Here is a 24360-nt window from a genome sequence, read left to right as displayed (position 1 = left end):
GACCATCTTCTCGATCTCGTTTGCCAGCCACAACGCGCCGAACTCCTGAACCTGAATTCGACTCAGGTCCGCTGACTTCTGCCCCGTGACCAGGCTGAGGATCTTTTCCACCGTGCCGAGGTAGACCTGATTCACAACCTTGGGCTTGCCGTTCACACGGGCAATCTCACGGATGTAGAAGTAGGGTCTTCCGTTTTTCATTTTCTTATGGAGGTGCGCCATGTCTCGGCCATATCATAAGGGTCTTACATGTGCAAGAAAAATCATTCTTTTTGGTAAAAAATCAGCAAGTTGTGTCGTGGAAAAACGGGAAAGGAAGGGGTCTTACAGGAAATAAAGAGATAATAGCCTGGAATTATGAAGAAAATAGACCATGTTCAAGAAAGTTTTTCGAAACTCCTGTTCAGGTCGCGTTGCGCCAGGGGGACGCAGCCGGAACTGTATGCAAATTCGTTCAAGACGTCCCTGCGTCCCTGCAAGAGCAGCACGTCGCCGGGCTTGAACCTGAGGGAACGAAGCCTGGCAATCGTGAAAGAGTCCTGCCGTGCGACCGCAAGCAGATTGATGCCGTACCGGCTGCGCAGCAACAGGTCGCTTGCGGAACTCCCGACAATCCGCGATTCCGGCAACACTGCCATTTCAACCAACCCGGCCTCCGTGTCGTGCATGGATTCTGGCGGCGTCTCGCCTCCCTCTTCCTGGTCGCCTTCGGGCCCGGTGCGGCCTGAGGATTTTGCCATGCCGGCGCCGACGCGCTCTTCCTGACGGGCGCCATCGCCTTTGTCGGCGCCGTCGCTGCCAGCCGGCGGCTTGTCTTCTTCCAGCTTGAGATCCAGCCGGGACAGCACCTCCGCCAGAACGCCGACGTTCGCTTCAAGCACGAGGATGTCTCCAGCCCTCAGGACTTTACCGGGCCGGGGTGAGCGCACGTAGACGTCGTTGCGCACGAGATCCAGCATCTGCGCATCGAGATCCGCCAGCACCCGCGTCACTTCCCGGACCTGTTTGCCTTCGATGGCGCTCTTTTCCGGAACGCGAAGCTCGGTGATGTAGGAACTCGTCTCGAAACCGGCGGTTCCGGCCTGCTTCCGTGCCGGAACCAGGCGCCAGCCGACAAGGGCGATGAAGACGACGCCGACGGCGGTCAGCGGCAAGCCGACCATGGAAAAATCGAACATGCCGAAGGCGCCCATGTCCGGCCGGGAGCCCCGGAAACCCGAGACGATCAGATTGGGCGGGGTTCCGATCAGGGTCATGGTGCCACCGAGGATCGACCCGAAGGCCAGGGGCATCAGCAGCTTCCCCGGAGGGAGATCCAAACGGCTCGCAACCTGAATGGCGACAGGCATCAGCAGGGCCAATGCACCGACATTGTTCATGAAAGCCGACAAGACAGCGGCAAGGGCAGCCAGCGCCGCTATGCTCGCCGTCGGTCTGGCGGAATCCGGCAGCACGGCCCTGCTCAGCACGTCGACGGCTCCCGAAAGCTGCAGGCCGCGACTGAGCACCAGCACGCACGCCACGGTGACCACCGCGGGATGGCTGAAACCGGCAAAAGCCTGTCCAGGAGCGACCAGTCCGAGCACGACACAGGCCAGCAACGCCCCGACCGCCACCATGTCGTGCCGCCACCTGCCCCACATGAACATGCCGATGACTGCCATCATGACGACCGTGATCGCGATCTGATCGTGGCTCATAACAACCTCCTTACAGAACGCCCAGTTCCCGGACCTCGCGGACGACCGTACCCCTCTTTGCCGCATTTTGAAATCATGAGCAGCGCCTCGAAAAGCGCCACAGGAGGAGCGCTGATGACGCACAGCGGGGCAGACGCGAAATTCCCCATCCAGCGCATGATCGCCGCGCCCGGGAGTGCCGGTCTCCAGGAACGGATGATCCCCGCAGCACGGGACTACCCATGAACTTCGGCTGGATAATGTCAGCCCCGTCCACTAAGGCTCCTTGAACCAGTGGAGGTGATCGTGAACGAACTGCTCATGTACGGCCCCGTCGCCCTGTCCGCGGCAGCCATTCTTCTTCTCCTCGTCGTTCTGTACCGCATGTCGCGCAGCGCCCTGCTCATGGGCGCACGGCTCGAGGCCTTCGAAAAGTCCATGGAAATGACGGCCCGCCTCATCAAGGACGAAATCGGCCAGGGACGGATCGAGTCCGGTCGCATGCTGGGCGATCAGCGCCGGGAGGTCGCCGAGAGTTTCAGGGAACTGGCGGGGGGCGTGCTGCAGCGCATGGCCGATGCGCATTGCGCCCAGGGGCGTCGGTTCGACGCATTGGCCGCACAGTTTTCCGACTTCACCAGATCCAACCAGGACCAGCTTGCCCTCCTCGATAAACAGGCAGCCGAGAACTCCACGGCCTTGCGCGGCGAAGTGGTCTCGACGCTGAAGGACATCGCCGAAGCCGTGACCATGAACATGAAGAGCGTCGGCGAGGCGCAGATGATCCGGATGGACGCCTTCGGCACGCAGTTCGCGGCGGCCGCCAAAGGAACCTCCGACAAGCTCGACGCCGTCACACTCGAATCCGCTGCCCACGCCAAGAGCCTGCGGGAGGAAGTCGTGGCTACGCTGACGAAGATCTCCGAGTCCATGAACACGACCCTCAAGGACCTCTCGGCGGCCGAGAAGGTCCAGCTCGACGCCTTCTCGGGGCAGCTGTCCGAACTGACAAAAACCACCTCCGGGAGCCTCGACGCCATGCGCGTCCAGGCCTCGGGCAGCGCCAAGGAGCTGCGGGAGGAGATCGTCAGGGCCCTGACCGCCGTCTCCGAAACCACGGCCAGGACCATGGGCGAACTCGGCAAGACGCAGAAATCCCAGCTCGACGCCATGGCCGCGGCCATGAACCAGCTCTCGGAGACCAATGCCGCCAAACTGGAGACCGTCCGCTCCACCGTCGAGACCAAACTGAAGATGCTGCAGGACGACAACGCCAAACAGCTCGAAAACATGCGCCAGACCGTCGACGAAAAGCTCCAGGGCACCCTGGAGAAGCGGCTCGGCGAGTCCTTCCGGCAGGTCAGCGAGCGCCTCGAACAGGTCCACAAGGGCCTGGGCGAGATGCAGACCCTGGCCACGGGCGTGGGTGACCTGAAGAAGGTCCTGACCAACGTCAAGACGCGCGGCACGTGGGGCGAGGTGCAGCTCGGGGCCTTGCTGGAGCAGGTCCTGAGCGCCGAGCAGTTCGTGCGCAACGCCTCCACCCGCGACGGCGCCGAGCGCGTCGAATTCGCCGTCAAGCTGCCCGGCCAGGACGGCGAGGCCCCAGTGCTGCTGCCCATCGACGCCAAGTTCCCGGTGGAGGACTACCAGCGCCTCCTCGACGCCCAGGAGCGCGCCGACGCCGAAGGCATCGAGACGGCCGGCAGGCAGCTCGAAATCAGGGTCAAGGCCTGCGCCAAAGACATCCGCGACAAGTACGTCAACCCGCCCGTCAGCACGGACTTCGGCATCCTCTTCCTGCCCATCGAGGGCCTCTTCGCCGAGGTCATCCGCCGCCCCGGCCTGGCCGAGGGCATCCAGCGCGACTGCCGCATCGTCATCGCCGGCCCCACCACCCTGTGGTCAATCCTGAACAGCCTGCAGATGGGCTTTCGCACCCTGGCCATCCAGAAGCGCTCCAGCGAGGTCTGGACCCTGCTCGGCGCGGTCAAGACGGAATGGACCAAGTACGGCGAGGTTCTGGACGCGGTGCAGAAACGCATTCATCAGGCATCGGAGACCATCGAAAAGGCCAAGATCCGAACCCGCGCCATCGGCCGCAAGCTCCGAAGCGTCCAGGAACTGCCAGCCGAGGCATCCTCGACGCTGCTTTCGCTGCCCATGGATGACGATGAAGGCGAACTCGTTGTTGAAATACAATAGGACGACGTGAAAATTTGGCATTGCGGGACAAAGTGATGATGGAAGATAGAACGCGCGAACCGGATATAAGCAGTAAAATTAGCGTATTCTCCTACTGACATTTCCTCCCTTGGACGCTACAAAGCCCCATGCTTGAGCCACCATTCACCTTTCCGTCCATCCGGCAGGATACCAACAGAAGCACCTGGCCGGCCGAGACTCTCGGCCGGGCGCCGTACAAGCCGTTCCTGCTGCTGGCCGTGCTGGACCTCATGGAGGCAGGCGGGGTGACGGAAAACCGGATTGTGCCCGACCAGGACCTGGCCGACGCGTTCCTGCTCTACTGGAACGCCATCCTGCCCGACCGCCTGCGCCCGAGCATCCACCTGCCCTTCTTCTATCTGCAGACGGACGGGTTCTGGACGCTCCACCCGGTCCCCGGCAAGGCACTGCCCGCCACTGAGCCGTCCTCCTGGAAGAATGTGCGGGAGCGGTACGCTTTCGCATCGTTGGATGAGAGAATTTTCGAGCAACTGAAGAACCCCATCAACCGCGCAACGGCTCGGCTGGGACTGATTCGCCGCTGCTTCGTCCCCATGTTGGAAAAGCCCCTGCTTGATCTGGCCAATACCCAAGTTTCGGCCTTCAACTACGCCGACAGACTCCTCCAGGAAACGCCGGCGCCCTACGAAAAACCCGTGGAAAAACCCGTCCGCGACCAGGCATTCCGCAGGGTCATCGTCAAGGTTTACGACCACCGCTGCGCCCTGTGCGGCATCCGCATTATCTCCCCGGACAGCCACACGGCGGTCGACGCCGCCCACATCAAGGACTGGGCCGTGTCCCACGACGACACCCCCGCCAATGGCCTGGCCCTGTGCAAGCTCTGCCACTGGACCTTCGACAGCGGCTTGGTGGGCTTTGACGACGACTACCGCGTCATAGTCGCCCGTTCGATAGCGCGGGACGGCAACCTGCCGGGGCATATCCAGCAATTTGCGCACAGGCCGATGATCCTGCCTGAAAGGGAGTGCCATTACCCGGCGACGGAGAATCTGGCGTGGCATCGGCATCGATACAAACTTGGTTGAGCTGGCGAATCTTTACCCATGGGAAGGCAAATTCGGCATACGAACAAAGTGTCATTCAATTCGCAACATTCCTTGAGATTGGACGAAACTACGTATGACAGCCCGACTGATCTTACCCACCCCACGGTATCCCTCAAGCACCCGTTTTACAGCCTATCATCCTTGACAATTTTGATTTCCTAAGGCGTAACGATCCTGGGCAACAAAAGTGGCTCGCATGGCTCAACGAACATGGGGGCTTCGTCCCACCTGTATGGGATCATGTGGAGATATAACCTGGCAGGCAGGCGATCAGGAAGCTACACATTCCTAAGCATTTCTCGACTTCGGTCTGCAGAAATAGCACTACGCCAGCCTGCACTCATGGGAATGAGAAATACCAACCGGGTTTGAAACGAGAGAAAGATGGCTCAAGTCTTCGGTTCAGCAGGCAAAAGCGCTTTTGCCATGGGGGACACACGATACAAGGATTTGATCTCTCGCATCGCCCTGCCCATGCTTTCGTTTCTGTTGCTGATACCTGTTGGATATTATCTGTTCAAACGTGGACATTTTGTATGGGGCGTCCTCGTCGCCGCCATCTATGTCCTCTGCATAAAGTCGCTTGAAGAAGTCGGACTCAAGCTCAAAAAGCGCATTTCCGATGCCGACACCGGCGCAAAATCCGAACAAGCTGTCGCCGAAGCCCTGCAGGAGCTCCCTGACGATTACTACGTCTTCCATGACCTCGAATTCCCCGGCTTCAACATCGACCATGTTGTCCTTGGCCCCAACGGCATCTTTTTGGTGGAGACCAAAAGCCAAAAGGGGAACATCACTCAGGAAAACGAAGTTCTCCTCAGAAACGGCCGAAAATTCTTCAAAGATTTTTTGAAACAATGCTGGAGACAAACATACTCACTTCGGGACCACCTGGGCAAAGATAGGCTTGGAGGGATCGCGATCAAGCCGATCCTTTGCTTCGCACGAGGATTTGTTGAAGTTCGAGGTCCGGTGCGGGGCGTGGCCGTGCTCAATGTCGGCTACCTACGGCCGTATATTCTTTCGCAGCGAGGGAGTCTTCCGTCCCAGAAGAGAGAGCAAATCGTCCCTCTGCTGGCAGCAGCGTTGTCCATCCAGCCCGCAGAAGCCGATCCTATAGTTCGACAATCCCAAACTGGCGGCATTGTCTGTCCGAAGTGCTTTCATGAACGCACAAAAAACGACGATCTGTATTTTAGCGCAGGCGAATGCCCAAAATGCGGCGTCATCTACGGTCATGCGCAAACGAATACGCGCCACGACACCCCTTCTGCCCAAACATCAGGGCCAAAGGACTTAGCCACGACATTACAGGCCCTTCTTTCCGGCCTGAATTCGCAGCAAATAAAACTGGAAGTCCCACAATTCCAATGGCCTACCCTAGCGCTCAAATTCGCAGGATGTGCCCTTGCCGCCCTCCTCCTGATCGGCGCGTACAAAACCATCCGGGCCACCATGACCAGTATTTTCACGCCCACGCAAGCCAATCAGCTCCCCAGTGGATCCTCTCGACCACAACCGGCAATTCAAGCCCAGTCCGCCCCAACACGCCAAGGTCCATCAGCGGATTTTCCGCTGACTCACGCGGTTGCAGCCAAAGATATACAAAATGCTATTCCCTTTGTTTTTCAAGAAGATCAGGGGCAACATGTCATTCTGATACTGCTCAACCCGCAATCAAAAAAGCTCATCCTGCGTGCTTGCGTACGATCTCGAGAGAAACTTACAAGCATGCTCCCTCAAGGAGAAATGGCATTCTTTATGGTAACAGGATCTTCGTGGGGTGGTTTCGATGAACTGTTCGGAGAAAATACTGATACGCGTAAGGCCAGGACAGTATTGAGCGCTTCGCCAAAACAAGGCACCGTCCCAAAATTTATAACGTCGACAAGTCTCCTTTTTCAACATGGGGCCCCAAGTTCCTTGTCTGAAACAAAGGTTTTGGTGGATTTCGCTTTCAAACGTTCCAACAATTAATAGTTTCAAACCATACTAACAGTGTCACTTCATCCAAGTGACAACAAAGGTTCTCCGAGTTAAACTAGGTTTATTCATCGTCAATGGTGATATGGTCTATATTCTTGAATGACAACATATGGACAACAATCTCTGCTCAACGAAAAAACACATTCACGTTACATGCGCCATCATCGAGCGTGATGGGCTCGTGCTCGCGACCAAGCGCAGCGCCGCGATGAGCATGCCGAACAAATGGGAATTTCCCGGCGGCAAGATTGATCCCGGCGAAACAGCCGAAGAATGCTTGCGCCGTGAACTCTATGAAGAACTCGGCATTGGGGCACGCATTGGGCCTAGCCTTCCTACCAGCACTCATCAGTATCCGACATTCACAATCACTCTACACCCTTTCGTCTGCACCATTGAAGAAGGCGAAATTGTTCTCCATGAACACGCTGCCTTGCTCTGGCTCCAGCCAAGCGAATTACATTCTTTGGATTGGGCCGAGGCCGATGTTTCGGTGGTCGCGGCGTACGTATCCACAAGCGGCAGGACCTTCTGATGCAACACCCTGTGCCAGGTATCTACGATGCACTTCTTGACGAACTGCTTCGGGAATCATTGAATCGTCATCCTGAACTGCGGACTATCTTCGGCAAGATCGATCAGGAAGAGCAGCCAAGCCGTTATGCCGCTTTTGTGGCCAGAGTGCTGGAGCAGTCTCTGCGCGAAGAATCAGATCCGCAACGACGGCTGGCCTTGTGCAATGAAATTCTCGGACAGGTTGCCAGCCAGCCGGGCAAGGAGCATCTGCGCAAGCATTGCCTTGTTCCGGGACAAAAACCTCTTCTTCTTGAAATATCTCCACCGAATTTTGGTCAACCCGGCATTCCGCGCCCACACACGTCCCTCTCGGAAAGCAGCCTGTTTACGGGCTCGCCACAGGAGCCACAGCTTGCCCATGAACTGAACGAAGAAATGCGCTCGGCAGATGGCGTGGATATTCTGCTCTCGTTCATCAAATGGTCCGGCCTGCGCCTCTTGATGGCCTCATTTGAAGATTTGCGTGCACGACGCATTCCGGTTCGCGTGATCACGACGTCGTACATGGGGGCGTCAGATGCCAGGGCCGTGGAATGGCTCGCAGCCCTGCCGAACGTCCAGGTTCGCGTTTCCTACGATACGGAGCGCACCAGACTGCACGCAAAGGCGTACCACTTTCGACGAAAAACCGGATTCTCAACGGCCTACATTGGCTCGGCCAACATGTCGCACGCCGCCATCACCAGCGGCCTGGAGTGGAATCTGAAGATCACTGCGCAGGACATGGCGCATATCCTTGAAAAATTTTCCATCGAGTTTGAAACATACTGGAATAGCCGCGAGTTCATCCCCTTCGACCCGAAGAACCCGACTCCATTTCGCACAGCCATTGCGCGGGCGAGAAACCCGCAACTTGATGCCCCGACGGTCTTTTTCGATCTTTGCCCCCATCCTTTTCAGGAACGCATCCTTGAGGCGCTACAAAGGGAGCGATCGCTTCACGACCGGTGGAAAAATCTGGTGATTGCCGCCACGGGTACCGGAAAGACGGTCATCGCCGCGTTCGACTTCAAGCAGTTTTATGAAGAACAAAAACGCCAGGCGAAACTGCTCTTCGTGGCCCACCGGCAGGAAATCCTGCAGCAAGCCCTGGCAACGTTCCGTCAGGTCTTGAGAGACCAGAACTTCGGGGAGTTGCAGGTCGGCTCCCATAACGCCGGCCGTCTGGAACACCTGTTCTGCTCCATCAACATGCTCTCAACGCGGCAACTGTGGGAACACGTCGGTCCTACGTTTTACGACTATATCGTCATAGACGAAGCCCACCACGGAGTGGCCAACAGCTACAGGCCAGTATTCGACCACTTCGAATCAAAGGTTCTCCTCGGACTCACGGCGACTCCCGAGCGCATGGACGGCGGCAACGTGGCGGCGGATTTCGGCAATCGCTTTACTGCAGAAATCCGTCTTCCCGAGGCCTTGGAAGAAAAACTTCTCTGCCCGTTCCATTATTTCGGCGTTGCCGATCCCATTGCCATCAATGGCGACCAGTTTTGGAGCAATGGCCGTTACGATGAATCGGCCCTCGAAAATGTCTACGTCTTGGATGGCGCCCGTGCCCAACAACGTGTTGAAACTATCATTTCCGCTTTGCACCGTTACGAACCCGAACTGCATACCCTCAAAGGAATCGGGTTCTGCGTGACGATCCGGCATGCGCAATTCATGGCCGACCAACTCAGCCTACGCGGGCTGCCTTCGGCAGCTTTCGTCTCCGGTCTGAATGGACACGATTGTGCCGACCTGCTGACCAAATTGAAAACTGGCGCGCTTTCGTTCCTGTTCACGGTCGACAAGCTCAGCGAAGGCGTGGACGTGCCCGAAGTCAATACGATCCTCTTTTTGCGCCCGACCGAGAGCCTGACCGTTTTTCTCCAACAGCTCGGACGCGGTCTGCGTCATGCCCCGGAGAAAGACTGCCTCACGGTCCTCGACTTTGTCGGTCAGGCGCACCGCCGGTTCCGCGCAGACAGCAAATTCAAGGCCCTCCTCCCCAGGCACCGTTTTGCCATCGACAAGGAGGTGGAACTCGATTTCCCACATCTGCCTGCCGGCTGCTCCATTCAGCTTGACCGGCTGTCGAGGGAATACGTCCTGGAGAACATCCGAGAGAACCTGAGGCGCCTTGCCGTCCAGGTACCCGAACGCCTCCACTCTTTCACCAGCGAGACGGGTCAGAACCTGACATTCGGAAATTTCATCCGCTACCATGACTACGAGCCAGAGGTGCTACTGACCAAAGAAACATGGAGCGGCTGGAAGGCAAAGGCGCTACTGGCCCCGATTCCCGCAGATCCGGACTTGAACAGGTTGAAGAAGGCGTTGATTCGCGCGGCGTTCATCAGCGGACCATGCGAAGCGGCGCTCTATCGCCAGATTCTTCGCAGGATCATCGCGGGACATGTTTCCGAGGCCGTAACGCTGGCCGGTGATTCGATATTTCTGATCTACTACCGAATTTGGGGTGACAAAGGGAACAACGTTAGCATTGCCTCACTTGAAGAGGCGTTCTCGCGATTGGCGGCAAACCCCACGATCTGCGCCGATCTGGACGAGATACTGGCATGGTCGCAGGAAACCAGCCATACAGCAGGCCATAGAATACGACTTCCCTTTGCCTGCCCGCTGGAATTGCATGCCTTTTACGGCATCAAGGAGATTCAAGCGGCCCTCGGCAAAGCAAATTTGGAATCAGCCGGTCAAACTGGCGTAGGAGTGCTGCATTTTGCGGAAATCAAAACCTTCGCGCTGCTTGTGACATTCCAAAAAACAGAAAAAGAGTTTTCACCAAGCACCATGTACGCGGACTACCCGATCAACCGCGAACTGGTGCATTGGGAGTCCCAGGCCAACACCGCCCAACATCATGCTGACGGCCAGAACCTGATCCATCACCAGGACCGCGGCTACACGATCCTTCTCTTTGCCCGCGGCCAGAAGAAAAGAAACGGGATCACAGCCCCCTTCACCTGTCTGGGACCGGTGCAACTGGTGAACTTCGAGAGTGAACGACCGATCAAGATGGTCTGGAAATTGGAACACCCGATGCCTGTCGAAATGTTCGAGGACAACAGAAAAGGCGGCTAAAACAGGGACGGCTTGATGTAACGGTAACGGTAAGTGGCAGAAGGCCATGCGGGGCGAGGTTCTGAGTGCAGGGAAGCGTGCAGAGGAAAGAAAAAGGGCCTACCGGCGAGTATCCGATAAACCCTTGATTTCTATGGTGCGCAATGCAGGAATCGAACCTGCGACCTTTAGCTCCGGAGGCTAACGCTCTATCCAACTGAGCTAATTGCGCACGAGGAAAGACTACCTATGCAGACGGCCCGGGCTTGTCAAGCTTTCTCGTCTGGGATAGCCCGATTGTCCGCAAACTGAATCACGAGGAGAGGTCATGAGCAGCACCCGACGCATCGTCCTGGCCGTTACCGGGGCCAGCGGCATGGAGTATGCCCGCAGTCTGGCCCGCGCCCTGCGCACTGCGCAGGGGGTGGAGCTGCACGGGATCGTGTCCGATGCCGCCAGGCAGGTGTTTCGGCACGAACTGGGCACGGACCCGGCCGAGCTGGATGCGTTCTTCCATGTCATCCACGAGCCTGAAAACATCGCCGCAGGTCCGGCCAGCGGGTCCTGGGAGCATTCGGGCATGATCGTGTGCCCCTGTTCCATGGCCAGCCTGGCCGCCATCGCCACGGGCGTGGGCGCGAACCTCATCCACCGCGCCGCCGACGTGACACTCAAGGAGCGCCGCACGCTGGTCCTCGTGCCGCGCGAGACGCCATTGAGCGACATCCACCTCGAAAACATGCTCCGCGCGCGGCGGTCAGGGGCCGTGATCATGCCGCCGTGCCCGGGCTTCTACCACCGCCCCAAGTCCGTGGAGGAGCTGGTCGCCCAGTTCACGGGCAGGGTCATGGAGCAGCTCTCCATCCCCCACGACCTCTACGCCCGCTGGCGCTGAAAGGAGTTGCCCGCCGGGGCGCTTGATGATAGCCGATGCAGTCTATGTTCGACATAAGCCAGACCCTGCACCATTTCTCGATCATCGCCCTGCCCTTTTTCCTCGGCATCACCTGCCACGAATTCGCGCACGGGTACGTGTCCTATCTCATGGGCGACCCCACGGCCAAGCTGGCCGGGCGTCTGACCCTGAACCCGCTGAAGCACCTCGACCCCGTGGGCACCCTGGTCCTGGTCCTGACCCAGCTCATCGGCTGGGCCAAGCCCGTGCCCATCAACCCGAACTACTACAAGGACTACCGCAAGGGCATGCTCTACGTGTCCCTGGCCGGGCCCATGGCCAACTTCGCGGTCATGATCTTCTTCGTCCTGGTGCTCAAGATCCTCCTGGCCTTTGCCCAGGGACCTTCGGCCCAGTCCGCCGAATACGTGCTGCGGCCCATGATCAACATCGCCGTGGCCGGCGTCTTCATCAACGCCATCCTCGGCACCTTCAACCTGCTGCCCATCCCGCCCCTGGACGGCAGCAAGATCCTGGCCAGCCTGCTGCCGGGCCATCTGGCCATGAAGTTCATGCAGCTCGAGCGCTACGGCTTCATCATCCTGCTTCTGCTGGCCATCACCGGCGGACTGGGCATGATCCTGTCCCCCGTCTCGGCCTTCGTGCAAAATATGATCATCAAACCACTGCTTTAAGGTTTTCACCGATGAAGAAACAGACCGTCCTGACCGGAATCACCACCTCCGGCACGCCACACCTAGGCAATTACGTCGGCGCCATCCGCCCCTGCATTGAGGCCAGCCGCGACGAGAATGTCAACTCCTACTACTTTCTGGCCGACTTTCACTCCCTGATCAAATGCCAGGACCCCGAGCGCGTGCACCAGTCGCGCCTGGAAGTGGCCGCCACCTGGCTGGCCCTGGGCCTGGACACGGACAAGAGCACCTTCTACTGCCAGTCCGACATCCCGGAGATCCCGGAGCTGACCTGGATCCTGACCTGCATGACGGCCAAGGGCCTCATGAACCGCGCCCACGCCTACAAGGCCGCTGTCCAGGAGAACGAGGAGAACGGCAGCCAAGACCCGGACAAGGGCGTGACCATGGGGCTCTACTGCTACCCCATCCTCATGGCCGCCGACATCCTGATGTTCAACGCCAATATCGTGCCCGTGGGCAAGGACCAGATCCAGCACCTGGAGATGACCCGCGACATCGCCCAGCGCTTCAACCACCATTTCGGCGAGCACTTCGTCCTGCCCGAGGCCCGCGTGGACGAGTCCACGGCCGTGCTGACGGGCCTCGACGGCCGCAAGATGAGCAAGAGCTACGACAACTACATCCCGCTCTTCGCCCCGGAGAAGACCCTGCGCAAGCTGATCATGAAGATCGTGACCAACTCGCAGGCCCCCGAGGAACCCAAGGAGACCGAGGGCTGCGCCCTGTTCGACATGTACCGCGCCTTCGCCACCCCGGCCCAGGTCGAGGAGATGCGCGCCAAGTTCGCCGCCGGCATCGGCTGGGGATACGTCAAGCAGGATCTCTTCGAGGTGGTCAACGCGCAGCTGGCCGAGCCGCGGGAGAAATACGCCGAGCTCATGCAGAACCCGGCCTACATCGAAAAGGTGCTGAAGGAAGGCGCCGAGAAGGCCCGGGCCTACAGTCGCCCCTTCCTGGAGCGCATCCGCAAGTCCGTGGGCATCCGCACCCTGACGGCCTGAAACCGGGGCTGGCCTTCGGACCGGCCTTTGTATAGAAGCATTCTTATTTGTTCGTGACGGAGGATATGATGGGAGCCGCCAAGAAAGTCGTGCAACTGGAGCGCAAGGCCAAGAAGCCCGCGCTGACCGAGGTCGTCAAGGAACCCAAAACTGCCGGAAAATCCGCTAAGGTGACGCCCTACGAGGATTTCGCAGGACTGGCCAGGGAAATGACCAGGGAAAAGTCCATGACCCATGACGAAGTGGAGGAACTGCTCCAGGCCAAGGCCGAATCGGTCGTTCCGGAGTCAACCGATACGTTCGCCGGGCATGACGCGCATGTTTCGGCCGGCGAGCCCGCGGCAACCCCCGCCCCCCCGCGCAAGGACATGAGCAAGGCGGCGCTCTTCGCCTCCCTGGTGGCCGTGATCCTGCTTCTGGGCTTCTATTTCAACCTGAACCAGAACATCAAGAGCCTCACGGCCCAGGTCCAGGACCTGGCCTCCATCAAGACCTCCGTGGCCACCCTCGACACCAAGGTCGGCACCATGGAATCCAAGGTGGCGGACCTCGAAACCCTGCCCGCCAAGACCCGCGCCGCGCTCATGAGCAGCATCCTGGACGAGATGAGCCAGAAGACCTCCTACATGTCCGGCCAGCTCCAGTCCCCGGAGCAGCAGGACAAGCTGATGAAGGCCAAGGAGCTCATCCAGCAGGTGCAGACCGAACTGAACGCCCAGAACTAGGCGGACGTCAGGCGCGCTCCGCCCGCGGGACGCGCGGAACCTGCGGCGCCCCGCACCATGAGTTTGCGCCGTCAGCGATGACCTTTGAACAATCAGAGGCCCGGGCAACCGGGCCTCTCGCTTTCCGGGACGACGGGACAGGCCCCAGCTCGCAACCGATGCGCCTTGTCCGCCCCTCCCCTTTTCTGTAGACCGGAACACGTCACAAACATCCCTATGCCAAGGACCGCCATGCCCGAGCACAACCCCATCCTGAACTGGGAGATTTTCCCGGACTTCACCGCCATCACCGCCGATCATGTCGTCCCCGCCATCCGGGAGGCAGTGGCCCGCAGCACCGCGGAGCTTGAAATGCTGGAGGCCTCGCGCCCTGCCACCTGGCACGGGCTCCTCGTGCCCCTCGAACGGCTCACGGACCGCGTCTCCAGGGCCTGGGGCCTGGCCACGCACCTGCACAACGTCAGGAACTCCCCGGCCATGCGCAAGGCCTATGCCGAGGCCCAGCCCCTGGTGGTGGAATTTTCCAGCCGCCTGGGCCAGAGCCGCCCGGTGTACGAAGCCCTCACGGCCCTGCTGCAAGGCCCCGAATATCAGACTTTCAGCCAGGCACTGCAACGCACCATCACCCTCCTGGCCCGCGACGCGGCGCTGCAGGGCGTGGGCCTCGAAGCCGAGGCCCGCGAGCGGTTCAACGCCATCAGCCAGGAACTGGCCGAGCTGTCCACCCGCTTCACCAACAACGTCCTCGACGCCACGCAGGCCTACGCCCTCGTCCTGACCAGCCCGGACGACGTCGCGGGGCTGCCCGCGGACTCCCTGAGCCTGGCCGCGGGCAAGGCCAGGGCCCGCGGCCACGAAGACGCCACGGCCGAAACCGGCCCATGGGCCGTGACCCTGGACCTGCCGTCCTTCCTGTCCTTCATGCAGCACGCCTCGCGCCGCGACCTGCGCGAGGAGGTCTACCGGGCCTACATCACCCGCGCCTCCTCGGGCGAGAATGACAACCTGCCGCTCATCCTGCGCATCCTGGCCCTGCGCCGGGAGCAGGCCGGGATGCTCGGATTCGGGAATTTCGCGGCCATGAGCCTGGCCCGCAAGATGGCTCCGGACGTGGCGGGCATCGAGAGCCTCCTGCACACCATCCGCGACGCGGCCACGGACCCGGGTCTGGGCGACCTCATCGAACTGGGCGATCTGGCCCGTGAGCACGGCCAGGACGAGGAAATCCAGCCCTGGGACGTCATGTTCTGGACCGAGCGCCTCAAAGAGGAACGCTTCGGGCTGCGCGACGACCTTGTCCGTCCCTACTTCCCCCTGCCGGCGGTCCTGAAGGGGCTGTTCGAAAGCATCGGCGAGCTTTTCGATGTCCGCATCGAGGCGGCCGACGGAGTGCCCGTCTGGCATCCCGACGCGACGTTTTACCGCGTCCTCGATGAACAGTGCCTCGAAATCGCGGGGCTCTACCTCGACCCCTACGCCCGGCCCGAGGAAAAGCGGGGCGGGGCCTGGATGGACGAGCTGTGCGGCCGCAGCACCGTCTGCGCGGCATCGGGACGCGATATCCGCCTGCCCGTGGCCTACGTGAACTGCAACCAGCGCCCGGGCCTGGACGGGGCGCCGTCGCTGATGAGCTTCCAGGAGGTGACGACCCTTTTCCACGAGTTCGGACACGCCCTGCAGCACATGCTGACCACTGTCCGGCACGGCTTCGTGGCCGGCATCTCCAACGTCGAATGGGACGCCGTGGAGCTTGCCAGCCAGTTCATGGAGAACTGGTGCTACCACCGCCCGACCCTGGCCGGACTGGCGCGGCACTACCAGACCGGCGAGCCCATGCCCGAGGACATGGCGGACAAGCTGCTCGGCGCCCGCACCTTCCGCGCCGGCTCCAATGCCCTGCGCCAGGTTTCCTTCGCCCTGACGGACCTGGCCCTGCACACGGCCGACCCCGACGGCCTCGACCCGCTGGCCGTCGCCCAGGCCATCGCCCAGGATATCCTGCCCCTGCCGCCCCTGCCCGAGGACCGCTTCCTGTGCTCCTTCTCGCACATCTTCTCCGGCGGGTACGCCGCGGGCTACTACAGCTACAAGTGGGCCGAGGTGCTGAGTGCCGACGCCTTCGGGGCCTTCGAGGAAGCCGGGCTGGACGATCCGGACGCGCGCAGGGCCCTGGGCCGGCGCTTCCGCGACACGGTCCTGGCCCTGGGCGGCAGCCGCCACCCCATGGACGTCTTCCGACTCTTCCGCGGCCGCGAACCCGACCCGCAGGCCCTGCTGCGCCAGGAAGGGCTGCTGCCCGGCGGGAGGAGCTGACATGTCCGTCCAATGGTTCCCGGGCCACATGCACCGGGCCCGCAAGCAGATCGCGCTCGTCATGGCCAAGGTCGACGTGGTCATCGAGGTTCTGGACGCCCGCCTGCCGGGCTACAGCGAAAACCCCCTGCTACGCGAACTGCGCGGCGGCCGCCCCTGCCTCAAGGTCCTGAACAAGAGCGACCTGGCCGACCCGGCCGTGACCGAGGCCTGGAAGGACTTCTATCGCACGCAGGGCGCCGTGCCCATGGAGATCGTCGGCACCTCGGCCAAGGACGCAAAGCGCATCCTGGCCGTGCTGCCCGGCATGGTCCCGCCGCGCAATTTCATCATGCAGCCCGTGAACTGCCTCATCGTCGGCATCCCCAACGTCGGGAAGTCCACCCTCATGAACGCCCTCGTCGGCCGCCGGGTGGCCCGCGCCGCCAACCAGGCGGCCATCACCACCAAGCAGAAGCGCGTGCACATCGGCGACGAGCTGACCATCTACGACACCCCCGGAGTGCTCTGGCCCAAGATCGAGAACGAAGAGGCCTCCTACATGCTGGCCGCCAGCGGCGCCGTGCGCGAGACGGCCATGGACAACGCCGAGGTGGCCGCCCGCGCGGGCGTCTACCTGTTGCGCGAATACCCGGAACTGCTGCAGGCGCGCTACAAGCTGACGGAACTGCCCGCCGGGGGGCTCGAACTGCTGGAAGCCGTGGGCCGCAAGCGCGGCTGCCTGGTCAAGGGCGGCGAGGTGGATCAGGACAAGGCCGCCGGCATCCTGCTGAACGAACTGCGGGCGGGGCAGATAGGGCGCATCAGCCTGCAGAAGCCGCCCAAGGCTAAGAAAGACTGAGCTGTTGGAGATGAATTATAGGTTCTATAGGACTTATGGGACCCATAGGACCAAGAAAGCACAATCCCCGCCTGCCCGGATCGGCAAGCGGGGATTGTGCTTTCTTCACCCGCCTCGCACCCCGTTGAGGGGCGAGAAAGGGCCGAGTGCAAGGAGCGCGATGAAAAAAGGAGCCGAAGTGTAGCCGTCAACATGAGGCTCCATTTTTCATCGCGGCGACGCGGCAATCGGCCCTTTATCGCCCCTCAACGCCCATAAACATCCTCAAACCTCACTATGTCGTCCTCGCCCAGGTAGCTGCCCACCTGCACCTCAATCAGTTCCAGCGGAATCTTGCCCGGGTTGGCCAGGCGGTGCACGGCGCCCAGGGGGAGATAGACCGATTCGTTTTCGCGCAGCAGGATTTCCTCGTCATTCCGCGTCACGACGGCCGTGCCCTGGACCACGACCCAGTGCTCGGCGCGGTGGAAATGCTTCTGCAGGGACAGGACGTGCCCCGGCGAGACAGTGATGCGCTTAACCTGATAGCGCGCGCCGTCGCCGATGGACTCGTAGTGCCCCCAGGGGCGGAAGACCTTCTTGTGGGCCACGGCCTCGATGCGGTTCTCGGCCTTGAGCTTGTCCACTATCTTCTTGACCTCCTGCACCCGGTCCCGCGGCGAGATGAGCACGGCGTCGGCGGTCTCGACCACGATGTGGTTGCGCAGCCCCACGGCCGCCAGCAGGCGCGTCTCGGCGTGCAGGTACGAGTCGTGGACGTCGCAGGTCACCACGTCGCCACGGATCACGTTGCCGCTCTCGTCCTTGCTCCCCGCCTGCCACAGGGCCTCCCACGAGCCCAGATCGTTCCAGCCGCACGACAGGGGCACCATGGCGCCCTTGTCCGTCTGCTCCATGACGGCGTAGTCCACGGAGTCCTCGGGACAGGCCTCGAAGGCGGCCCGGTCCAGGCGCAGGAAGTCCAGATCCTGTCCGGCCTTGGCCAGGGATTCGCGGCAGGCCTGGACGATGGCGGGGGCGAAACGCTCCAGTTCCGCCAGGACCGTGTCGGCACGGAAAAGAAACATGCCGGAATTCCAGAAATATTCGCCCGTGGCCACATAGCTCTCGGCCGTGGGCAGGTCGGGCTTCTCGACGAAGCGCTCGATGGCCCGGGCCGTGCCCTCTTCCAGGGGGCTGCCCTGCAGGATGTAGCCGTAGCCGGTCTCCGGGGCCGTGGGCACGATGCCGAAGGTGACCAGATGCCCCTTGGCCGCATGGGCCGAGGCCTCGTTCACGGCGGCGTGGAAGCGGGCCGGCTCGGCGATGAGGTGGTCGGCCGGCAGGATGAGGAGCACCCCGTCCGGGTCCTTCTCCAGGGCGCGCAGGGCGGCCACGGCCACGGCCGGGGCAGTGTTGCGGCCCACGGGTTCGAGGATGATGGCGTCCGGGGTCACGCCCATGGCCCGCATCTGCTCGGCGATGATGAAGCGGTGGTCCTCGTTGCAGATGATGAGGGGATCGGCCAGGTCGTTCAGCCCGTGCAGCCGCGACAGGGTGTTCTGGACCAGCGTGCTGCTGTCCACCAGGGCCAGGAGTTGTTTGGGGTAGAGCTTGCGCGACAGGGGCCAGAGCCTGGTGCCGGAACCGCCGGCCAGAATGACGGGTATGATCATGCGATACTCCGGGAAGACGTGACGGAAGCGCGCCGGGCAGAAGCCGGACGCGGTCGCGGGCGGGACCGCGACGCAAACGGCAACCATCTATCCCAGATCATGAGAAAATCAAACCACATTTCGCCGCGCCCGATGCGCCCGATGCCGTCCGGCCCCGCCGGGAGCCGGTCCGCAGGCTACTGGATTTATGCAAATCTTTGCCGTATGGGGAGGACTTCGATCAACCTTGGCCACATACGAGGCGGCAATGAGCAGGAACGTGATCAATATCTTCCCGGACGAGTTGGAGGAATTCCGCACCAAAACCAGGGAACGCAACTACCTGCTCATCGACGTGCGGCAACCCCGCGAGTACGCGGAAGGGCACATTCCCGGCGCCCAGCTCATCCCCCTGCCCGAGATCGAGAACCGCATCGGCGAACTGGGCAGCGAGCAGAACCTCATCCTCTACTGCCGCACGGGCGGCAGGTCCGCCGTGGCCGCGGCCCTGATCAAGGACATCGGGCCGCGACAGGGCATGATCTACAACCTCGTGGGCGGAATCGCCGGCTGGGAAGGCAAGGAGCTCAAGGACATCCCGCACCTCGAGCTTTTCCCGCGGGACATGCCGCTGGCCCAGACGCTCTACCGCGCCATGAACATGGAAAAGGGCGCCTGGCTCTTCTACCGGGACCTCGCCCAGGAATACGCCGGCACGGAACTCGGCGACATGCTCAAGGACCTGGGCGGCATGGAGGAAGGGCACGCCAAGAGCATCTTCACCTACTGGTCCAAGCACCGTAAGGCCCCTGCCCCGGAGTCCTTCGAAGCGCTCTTCGAGCGTCTCGACGGCAAGATCATGGAGGGCGGCAAACCCATCTCGGCCTGGATGGCCCGCCTGGGGAAAAACCCCGACGACCGCAAGCTGCGTCTGCTGGAACTGGCCTGCGAGATCGAATACTACGCCTACGATCTCTACCGCGGTCTGGCCAAGCGCGACGCCGACCCCGAGGCCGCCACGACCTACATGCTCCTGGCCGAACAGGAGAAGGCCCACGTGCGGGTCATCTCCAAGGCCCTGAACCAGGCCTTCGGTGCCTGACGTCCTCATGGAGCGGGCCCGGGACTACTCCCTGGCCCCCGAAACCGTCTCCCTTCTCCTGGCTCGGCTCCTGCCCGACATCTCCGGCACCCGCGTGCTGATCAAGCCCAATTTCGTGGCCCTGAAGGGCGCCCCCCTGTGCTGCACCCACGCCTCGGTCATCGCCGCGGCGGCCCGGCACTGCCTGGAATGCGGCGCACGCGTCACCGTCGGGGACTCCCCGGCCTTCGGCACGGCCCAGGCCGTCGCCTCGGCCATCGGCCTGCCGGAAATGCTGCGCCCCCTGGGCGTGCCCGTCGTCACCCTCGGCCGCGGCGTGAAGGTGCCGAGCGGGTCGGTCCGCGTGCCGGTCTCGGCCGACGCACTGGAGGCCGACCTCATCCTGAACCTGCCCAAGTTCAAGGCCCATTCGCAGATGCGCTACAGCGGCGCGGTCAAGAACCTGTTCGGATGCGTCACGGGCGTGAGCAAGGCCTGGCTGCATGCCGTGCATGGGGACAAGGGCGGGCGGTTCGCGGACATGATCTGCGGGCTCATGGATGTCCTGCCGCCCGTGGTCAGCCTCATGGACGGCGTGGAGGCCATGCACCGCACGGGCCCCATCGCCGGTGACCCGTTCCCCCTGGGGCTCCTCGCCGCCAGCGCGAACCCCGTGGCCCTGGACACGGCCAGCGCCATGGTGCTCAGGGCGCCGCCAGAGTCCTTTCCGGTCTGGAGGGCCTGCGAACGTGCGGGGTTGGCAGGGACAAGGACCGATGAACTGAATTTTCCGCGACTGTGTCCGGGAGATTTCAACGCTGCGGGCTTTGAACTTCCGCAAAACCTCAAGCCGGAGTCCTTCCGGCCCGATGTCCTGCTGAAGAGCCTCATCCGCCGCGCATGGCTGTCGCGCCGCGGCGGTTCCTGAGGGCTTGAGGCCGATCCGGCGCGGACCCGTCAGGCCTGCTGCAGGTCTTGCCCCTGTGGGATGCGCAGATGGAAGGTCGTGCCGGCCTCGCCCGTTTCGAACCAGACCCGGCCCTGCAGGTAGTTCGCGCAGAGCAGGTGCACGCTGTAGACGCCCAAGCCCCGCCCCTGGCCCTTGGTGGAGAAGGAGCGGCGGAAGAGATGGCGCTGCACGTCTTGGGGCATGGCACCGGGGTTGTGGACGCAGACATGAAAGACGTCCGGCCCGACGCCGGCCCGCATGCGCACCGTCCCGCCTTCGGGCGTGGCCTCCAGGGCGTTCTTGAGCAGATTCATGCACATGCGGTGTACGATGGTGCGGTCGGAAATGACTTCGTCGGCCGTGGTCTCCATCTCGACCACGATGTCCTTGCCCCTGCCCAGGGCGTGCTGGGTGTGGATGTTGGCCAGTCCCTGCAGGAGCTGGCCCAGGGAAAAGCGCTCCAGGCTCAGCCGCAGTTCGTTGTTCTCGGCGGCCAGAAGCTTCTGCTGGGCGGAGATCTCATCCACGCAGAGGTCGAAATAGGGCAGGATGGTGTCCAGAAGTTCGCGATTGTCACCGGTCATGTCCGCGCGCAGGAAATGGAGGATGCCCTTGACCGCGCCCACGGTGTTCAGGATGTCGTGCAGGAAGACCTGCTCCAGGGAGCGGCAGCGCTTCTCGTGGGTCCAATCCTGCAGGGACACGGCCACAAAGGGCTGGCCGTCCAGGGACACGGGGATGGCCCTGACCTTGAATTCCCGGGCCTGCAGCTGATCCTGCGACATGAGGGTCAGGGAGCATTCCGTTTCGGCCGCGATCCCGTCCAGACCGGAGCGGATGCCCAGCAGCGCGCCGCACTCCCCGCACAGGGAGCCGGCGCCGCAACCGGCCTCGCAGGCGTTGGCGCAGCGCAGGAAGTCCCCGGGCCGCAGGCCCCAGAGCTCGTCGAGGCGAGCCGCGCCGACGAGGTCGAGCACGGCCTTGGAGCAGTGGACGAGCCTGCGCTCGGCATCGAGGACGATGATCAGGGCGTGGGACTCGTCGAGGATATGTGCCAGATGCCCGGCGCGCATGAACCGCCCATGCAGGTCGGCGTAATTGTGCATAATCGGGTTTTCCTTGTCGGGGGAACGACTTGGAGGATTTTTCGGGGCTCACTTTCATACGGACACGGTCCGGAAAGGTCAATGTTGCGGTCGCCGCGGCCTTGAGGCTATGAACCAGGCTTCCCGCTCGGCCAGGACCAGCCGCCATGCGCGGCCGCCCGACGAGCGCATCACGCATAAATCGGATACCCAATGCCCACAGAACGCTGGAAATGGATCATCACCGGAGGGGTGCAGGGGGTCGGATTCCGGCCCTTCGTCTACAAGGCCGCCCTGGAAGCCCGCGTCAGCGGCCTAGTGCTGAACACGCCCGAAGGGGTGCTCATCGAGGTGCAGGGGACCAGGGACAGGCTCGACGCCTTTGAGGCCCGCTTCAACGCGAACGTCCCGCCCCTGGCCCGCATCGTGACCTGGGAGCGCGAGTCCGTCGCCCCCCACCCCGACGAGGAAGGTTTCAGCATCCTCAAGAGCACCGGCGGCGCAGGCCACCAGGTGCTCATCAGCCCCGACGTGGCCACCTGCGACGACTGCATCGCGGACCTGCGCGACCCGGCGAACCGCCGCCACCGCTACGCATTCACCAACTGCACCAACTGCGGGCCGCGCTACACCATCACCCGCTCCATCCCCTACGACCGCGCCACCACGTCCATGGCCTGCTTCCCCCTGTGCCCGGACTGCCTAGCGGAATACGAGAACCCCCTGGACCGCCGCTTCCACGCCCAGCCCAACGCCTGCCCCGTGTGCGGCCCCAGGCTGTGGCTGACGGACCGGGAAGGCCGGACCATGTCCGAGAATGACGCGGCCATCCGCGGCGTGACGGAACTGCTTCAGGCGGGCCGCATCGCGGCCATGAAGGGCCTGGGCGGGTTTCACCTGGCCTGCGACGCCCGCAACCGGGAGGCCGTGGCCCTGCTGCGGGCGCGCAAGAACCGCAGGGACAAGCCCCTGGCGATCATGGTCCGCGACCTGGAAGCCGCCCGCGCCGTGTGCGAGCTTTCGGAATGCGAGACGCGCCTCCTCACGGGCCGGGAGCGTCCCATCGTCCTGGCCCGGCGCCGCAAGGGAGCCGGGCTCGCGCCGGGGCTGTCGCCGGACACGGACTACCTCGGCGTCATGCTGCCCTACACGCCCCTGCACCACGTGCTCTTCGACGAACTGTCCTCCTTGGCCGCTCCGGCGGCCCTGGTCATGACCTCGGGCAACATGAGCTCCGAGCCCATCTGCCTGGGCAACCGCGAGGCCCTGCGCAGGCTCGGGGCCATCGCCGACGCCTTCCTCCTGCACGACCGCGACATCCTCATCCGTTGCGACGACTCCGTAGTCCGCGCCGTGGGCGACGCGCCCCAGTTCATCCGCCGGGCGCGCGGCTTCACCCCGGCGCCCGTGGACCTGGCCCAGGACGGGCCCGTCGTTCTCGGCACGGGCCCCCTGCTCAAGAACACCCTCTGCCTGACCAAGGGCAGGCAGGCCTTCGTCTCGCAGCACATCGGCGACCTCGAGAACCTCGAAGCCTACGGTTTTTTCCAGGAGATCGCCGCCCACCTGGCCGACATCCTGCAAGTCCGGCCCACGGCCGTGATCCACGACCTGCACCCGGACTTCATGAGCACGGAATTCGCCCGCACCTCGGGCCTGCCCTGCCTGCCCCTGCAGCACCACTACGCCCACATCCACGCGGTCCTGGCCGAAAACCGCCACGTCGGCCCGGCCATCGGCCTGGCCCTGGACGGCACGGGCCTGGGCGACGACGGGACGGTCTGGGGCGGCGAGGCGCTGCTGGTGGACACGCGCGAACTGCGGCACGTGCGTCTGGGGCGCTTCTCCCAGGTCATGCTGCCCGGCGGCGACGCCGCGGCCCGCGAACCGTGGCGGCTGGCCCGGGCCTTCCTGCACGCCCTCGGCATCGAGGCCGACGGCGGAAAACCGTGGCCGTGGCTGGCGGAGCACGCCGCGGCCGACAGGGTCGTGGGCCAGATGCTCGACCGCCGTCTGAACTCCCCCCTGTCCTCCAGCTGCGGGCGCCTCTTCGACGCCGTCGCCGCCATGCTCGGCGTCTGCGACCGCATCTCCTACGAAGGACAGGCCGCAATCCGGCTCGAAGCCATACAAGACAAAAGCGAAAAAGACGGATATACGTGCCCCATCATCGAACATGACGGCCTCGTGGAACTCGACACACTGAAGCTCTTCGCCCAGGTCCATGCGCAGTGGCGCGACGGCGAGCCTTCGGCCAGAATCAGCAGACGTTTCCACCTCGGGCTCATGGACGGTCTTGCCGGGCTTTGCGTCCGCCTGGCCGGGCAGTGCGGCTGCTCCACAGTGGCCTTGAGCGGCGGGGTCATGCAGAACCTGACGCTGGCCGCCGCCCTTCCCGGACTGCTCGAACGGGAAGGCCTCACGGTGCTCGCGCACCTGGCCCTGCCACCCAACGACGCATGCATCTCACTCGGCCAGGCCGCCTACGGAAGATTGGCGCTGCAACAATAACAG

At 62.6% G+C, this 24360-nt stretch carries 17 protein-coding genes, 1 tRNA gene and 1 pseudogene; 14 read left to right on the top strand and 5 right to left on the bottom strand.

The genetic code is table 11. The features are described 5' to 3' along the window. Positions 1-222: pseudogene (locus G394_RS0101815) on the bottom strand (IS1634 family transposase); the annotation flags it as partial. A gap of 155 nt (positions 223-377) precedes the next feature. Then, positions 378-1700, bottom strand: a complete 1323-nt coding sequence (locus G394_RS17560; protein ID WP_051306882.1) for an SLC13 family permease — start codon at positions 1698-1700, stop codon at positions 378-380. 285 nt (positions 1701-1985) lie between these two features. Between G394_RS17560 and G394_RS21580 the strand changes: the two genes are divergently transcribed. From G394_RS21580 to G394_RS0101780, 5 genes are all read left to right on the top strand, one after another. Beyond that, the gene (locus tag G394_RS21580) at positions 1986-3884 is read left to right on the top strand and encodes a DNA recombination protein RmuC (RefSeq protein ID WP_245578237.1); all 1899 of its coding nucleotides are present in this window, start codon (positions 1986-1988) and stop codon (positions 3882-3884) included. 128 nt (positions 3885-4012) lie between these two features. Next, positions 4013-4954: an HNH endonuclease gene (locus tag G394_RS17550; RefSeq protein ID WP_051306881.1), complete on the top strand. Its 942-nt coding sequence runs from the start codon at positions 4013-4015 to the stop codon at positions 4952-4954. Positions 4955-5359: 405 nt separating this feature from the next. Further along, a complete protein-coding gene (locus G394_RS20505) occupies positions 5360-6952 on the top strand; it encodes a nuclease-related domain-containing protein (RefSeq protein WP_084435202.1) in 1593 nt (530 codons plus the stop codon). A 118-nt stretch (positions 6953-7070) separates the two neighbouring features. Next, positions 7071-7496, top strand: coding sequence for a (deoxy)nucleoside triphosphate pyrophosphohydrolase (locus G394_RS0101785; RefSeq protein ID WP_028576182.1), 426 nt, complete (start codon positions 7071-7073; stop codon positions 7494-7496). After that, a complete protein-coding gene (locus tag G394_RS0101780) occupies positions 7496-10624 on the top strand; it encodes a DEAD/DEAH box helicase (RefSeq protein WP_028576181.1) in 3129 nt (1042 codons plus the stop codon). Before G394_RS0101785 ends, G394_RS0101780 begins: the two co-directional genes overlap by 1 nt. 134 nt (positions 10625-10758) lie before the next feature. On the opposite strand, the gene G394_RS0101775 is transcribed toward G394_RS0101780, so the two are convergent. After that, positions 10759-10835: transfer RNA gene (locus tag G394_RS0101775), tRNA-Arg, on the bottom strand. 96 nt (positions 10836-10931) lie between these two features. Here G394_RS0101775 and G394_RS0101770 point away from each other — a divergent pair. The 6 genes from G394_RS0101770 (at position 10932) to ylqF (ending at position 17097) form a co-directional block, all read left to right on the top strand. Further along, a complete protein-coding gene (locus tag G394_RS0101770; protein ID WP_028576180.1) occupies positions 10932-11498 on the top strand; it encodes a UbiX family flavin prenyltransferase in 567 nt (188 codons plus the stop codon). A gap of 44 nt (positions 11499-11542) precedes the next feature. After that, the gene (locus G394_RS0101765) at positions 11543-12193 is read left to right on the top strand and encodes a site-2 protease family protein (RefSeq protein ID WP_028576179.1); all 651 of its coding nucleotides are present in this window, start codon (positions 11543-11545) and stop codon (positions 12191-12193) included. An 11-nt stretch (positions 12194-12204) separates the two neighbouring features. After that, on the top strand, positions 12205-13218 hold the full coding sequence (locus G394_RS0101760; protein WP_028576178.1) for a tryptophan--tRNA ligase: 1014 nt from the start codon (positions 12205-12207) through the stop codon (positions 13216-13218). 65 nt (positions 13219-13283) lie between these two features. Beyond that, positions 13284-13943 carry a hypothetical protein gene (locus G394_RS19910; RefSeq protein WP_156902374.1) on the top strand — a complete coding sequence of 220 codons (660 nt, stop codon included), beginning with the start codon at positions 13284-13286 and terminating at the stop codon, positions 13941-13943. Between the two features lie 231 nt (positions 13944-14174). After that, entirely contained in the window at positions 14175-16256 is a 2082-nt protein-coding gene (locus tag G394_RS0101750) for a M3 family metallopeptidase (protein ID WP_084435200.1), read from the top strand. 1 nt (position 16257) lies between these two features. Further along, positions 16258-17097 (top strand): ribosome biogenesis GTPase YlqF, encoded by an 840-nt coding sequence (ylqF, locus tag G394_RS17540; protein ID WP_043774330.1) that lies wholly within the window; start codon positions 16258-16260, stop codon positions 17095-17097. A gap of 245 nt (positions 17098-17342) precedes the next feature. On the opposite strand, the gene G394_RS0101740 is transcribed toward ylqF, so the two are convergent. Then, positions 17343-18752, bottom strand: a complete 1410-nt coding sequence (locus G394_RS0101740; protein ID WP_028576176.1) for a mannose-1-phosphate guanylyltransferase/mannose-6-phosphate isomerase — start codon at positions 18750-18752, stop codon at positions 17343-17345. Between the two features lie 247 nt (positions 18753-18999). Between G394_RS0101740 and G394_RS0101735 the strand changes: the two genes are divergently transcribed. Together G394_RS0101735 and G394_RS17535 are read left to right on the top strand one after the other, a co-directional pair. Beyond that, complete coding sequence (locus G394_RS0101735) at positions 19000-19833, top strand: rhodanese-like domain-containing protein (protein WP_028576175.1); 834 nt, start codon at positions 19000-19002, stop codon at positions 19831-19833. Next, positions 19826-20740 (top strand): DUF362 domain-containing protein, encoded by a 915-nt coding sequence (locus tag G394_RS17535; protein WP_051306879.1) that lies wholly within the window; start codon positions 19826-19828, stop codon positions 20738-20740. The genes G394_RS0101735 and G394_RS17535 overlap by 8 nt, the downstream gene beginning before the upstream one ends. A 29-nt stretch (positions 20741-20769) precedes the next feature. Here the strand turns inward: G394_RS17535 and G394_RS0101725 are convergent, their stop codons facing one another. Beyond that, the gene (locus tag G394_RS0101725) at positions 20770-21867 is read right to left on the bottom strand and encodes a PAS domain-containing sensor histidine kinase (protein WP_028576174.1); all 1098 of its coding nucleotides are present in this window, start codon (positions 21865-21867) and stop codon (positions 20770-20772) included. 192 nt (positions 21868-22059) lie between these two features. On the opposite strand from G394_RS0101725, the gene hypF reads away from it, so the two are divergent. Further along, positions 22060-24357, top strand: a complete 2298-nt coding sequence (gene hypF / locus G394_RS0101720) for a carbamoyltransferase HypF (RefSeq protein ID WP_028576173.1) — start codon at positions 22060-22062, stop codon at positions 24355-24357. Positions 24358-24360 lie beyond the last annotated feature (3 nt).

Origin of the sequence: Desulfomicrobium escambiense DSM 10707 (assembly GCF_000428825.1) — a bacterium.
Taxonomy (GTDB): Bacteria; Desulfobacterota; Desulfovibrionia; order Desulfovibrionales; family Desulfomicrobiaceae; genus Desulfomicrobium; species Desulfomicrobium escambiense.
Note: the sequence above shows the minus strand (reverse complement) of the source record. Positions and strands in the feature narration are given on the sequence as shown.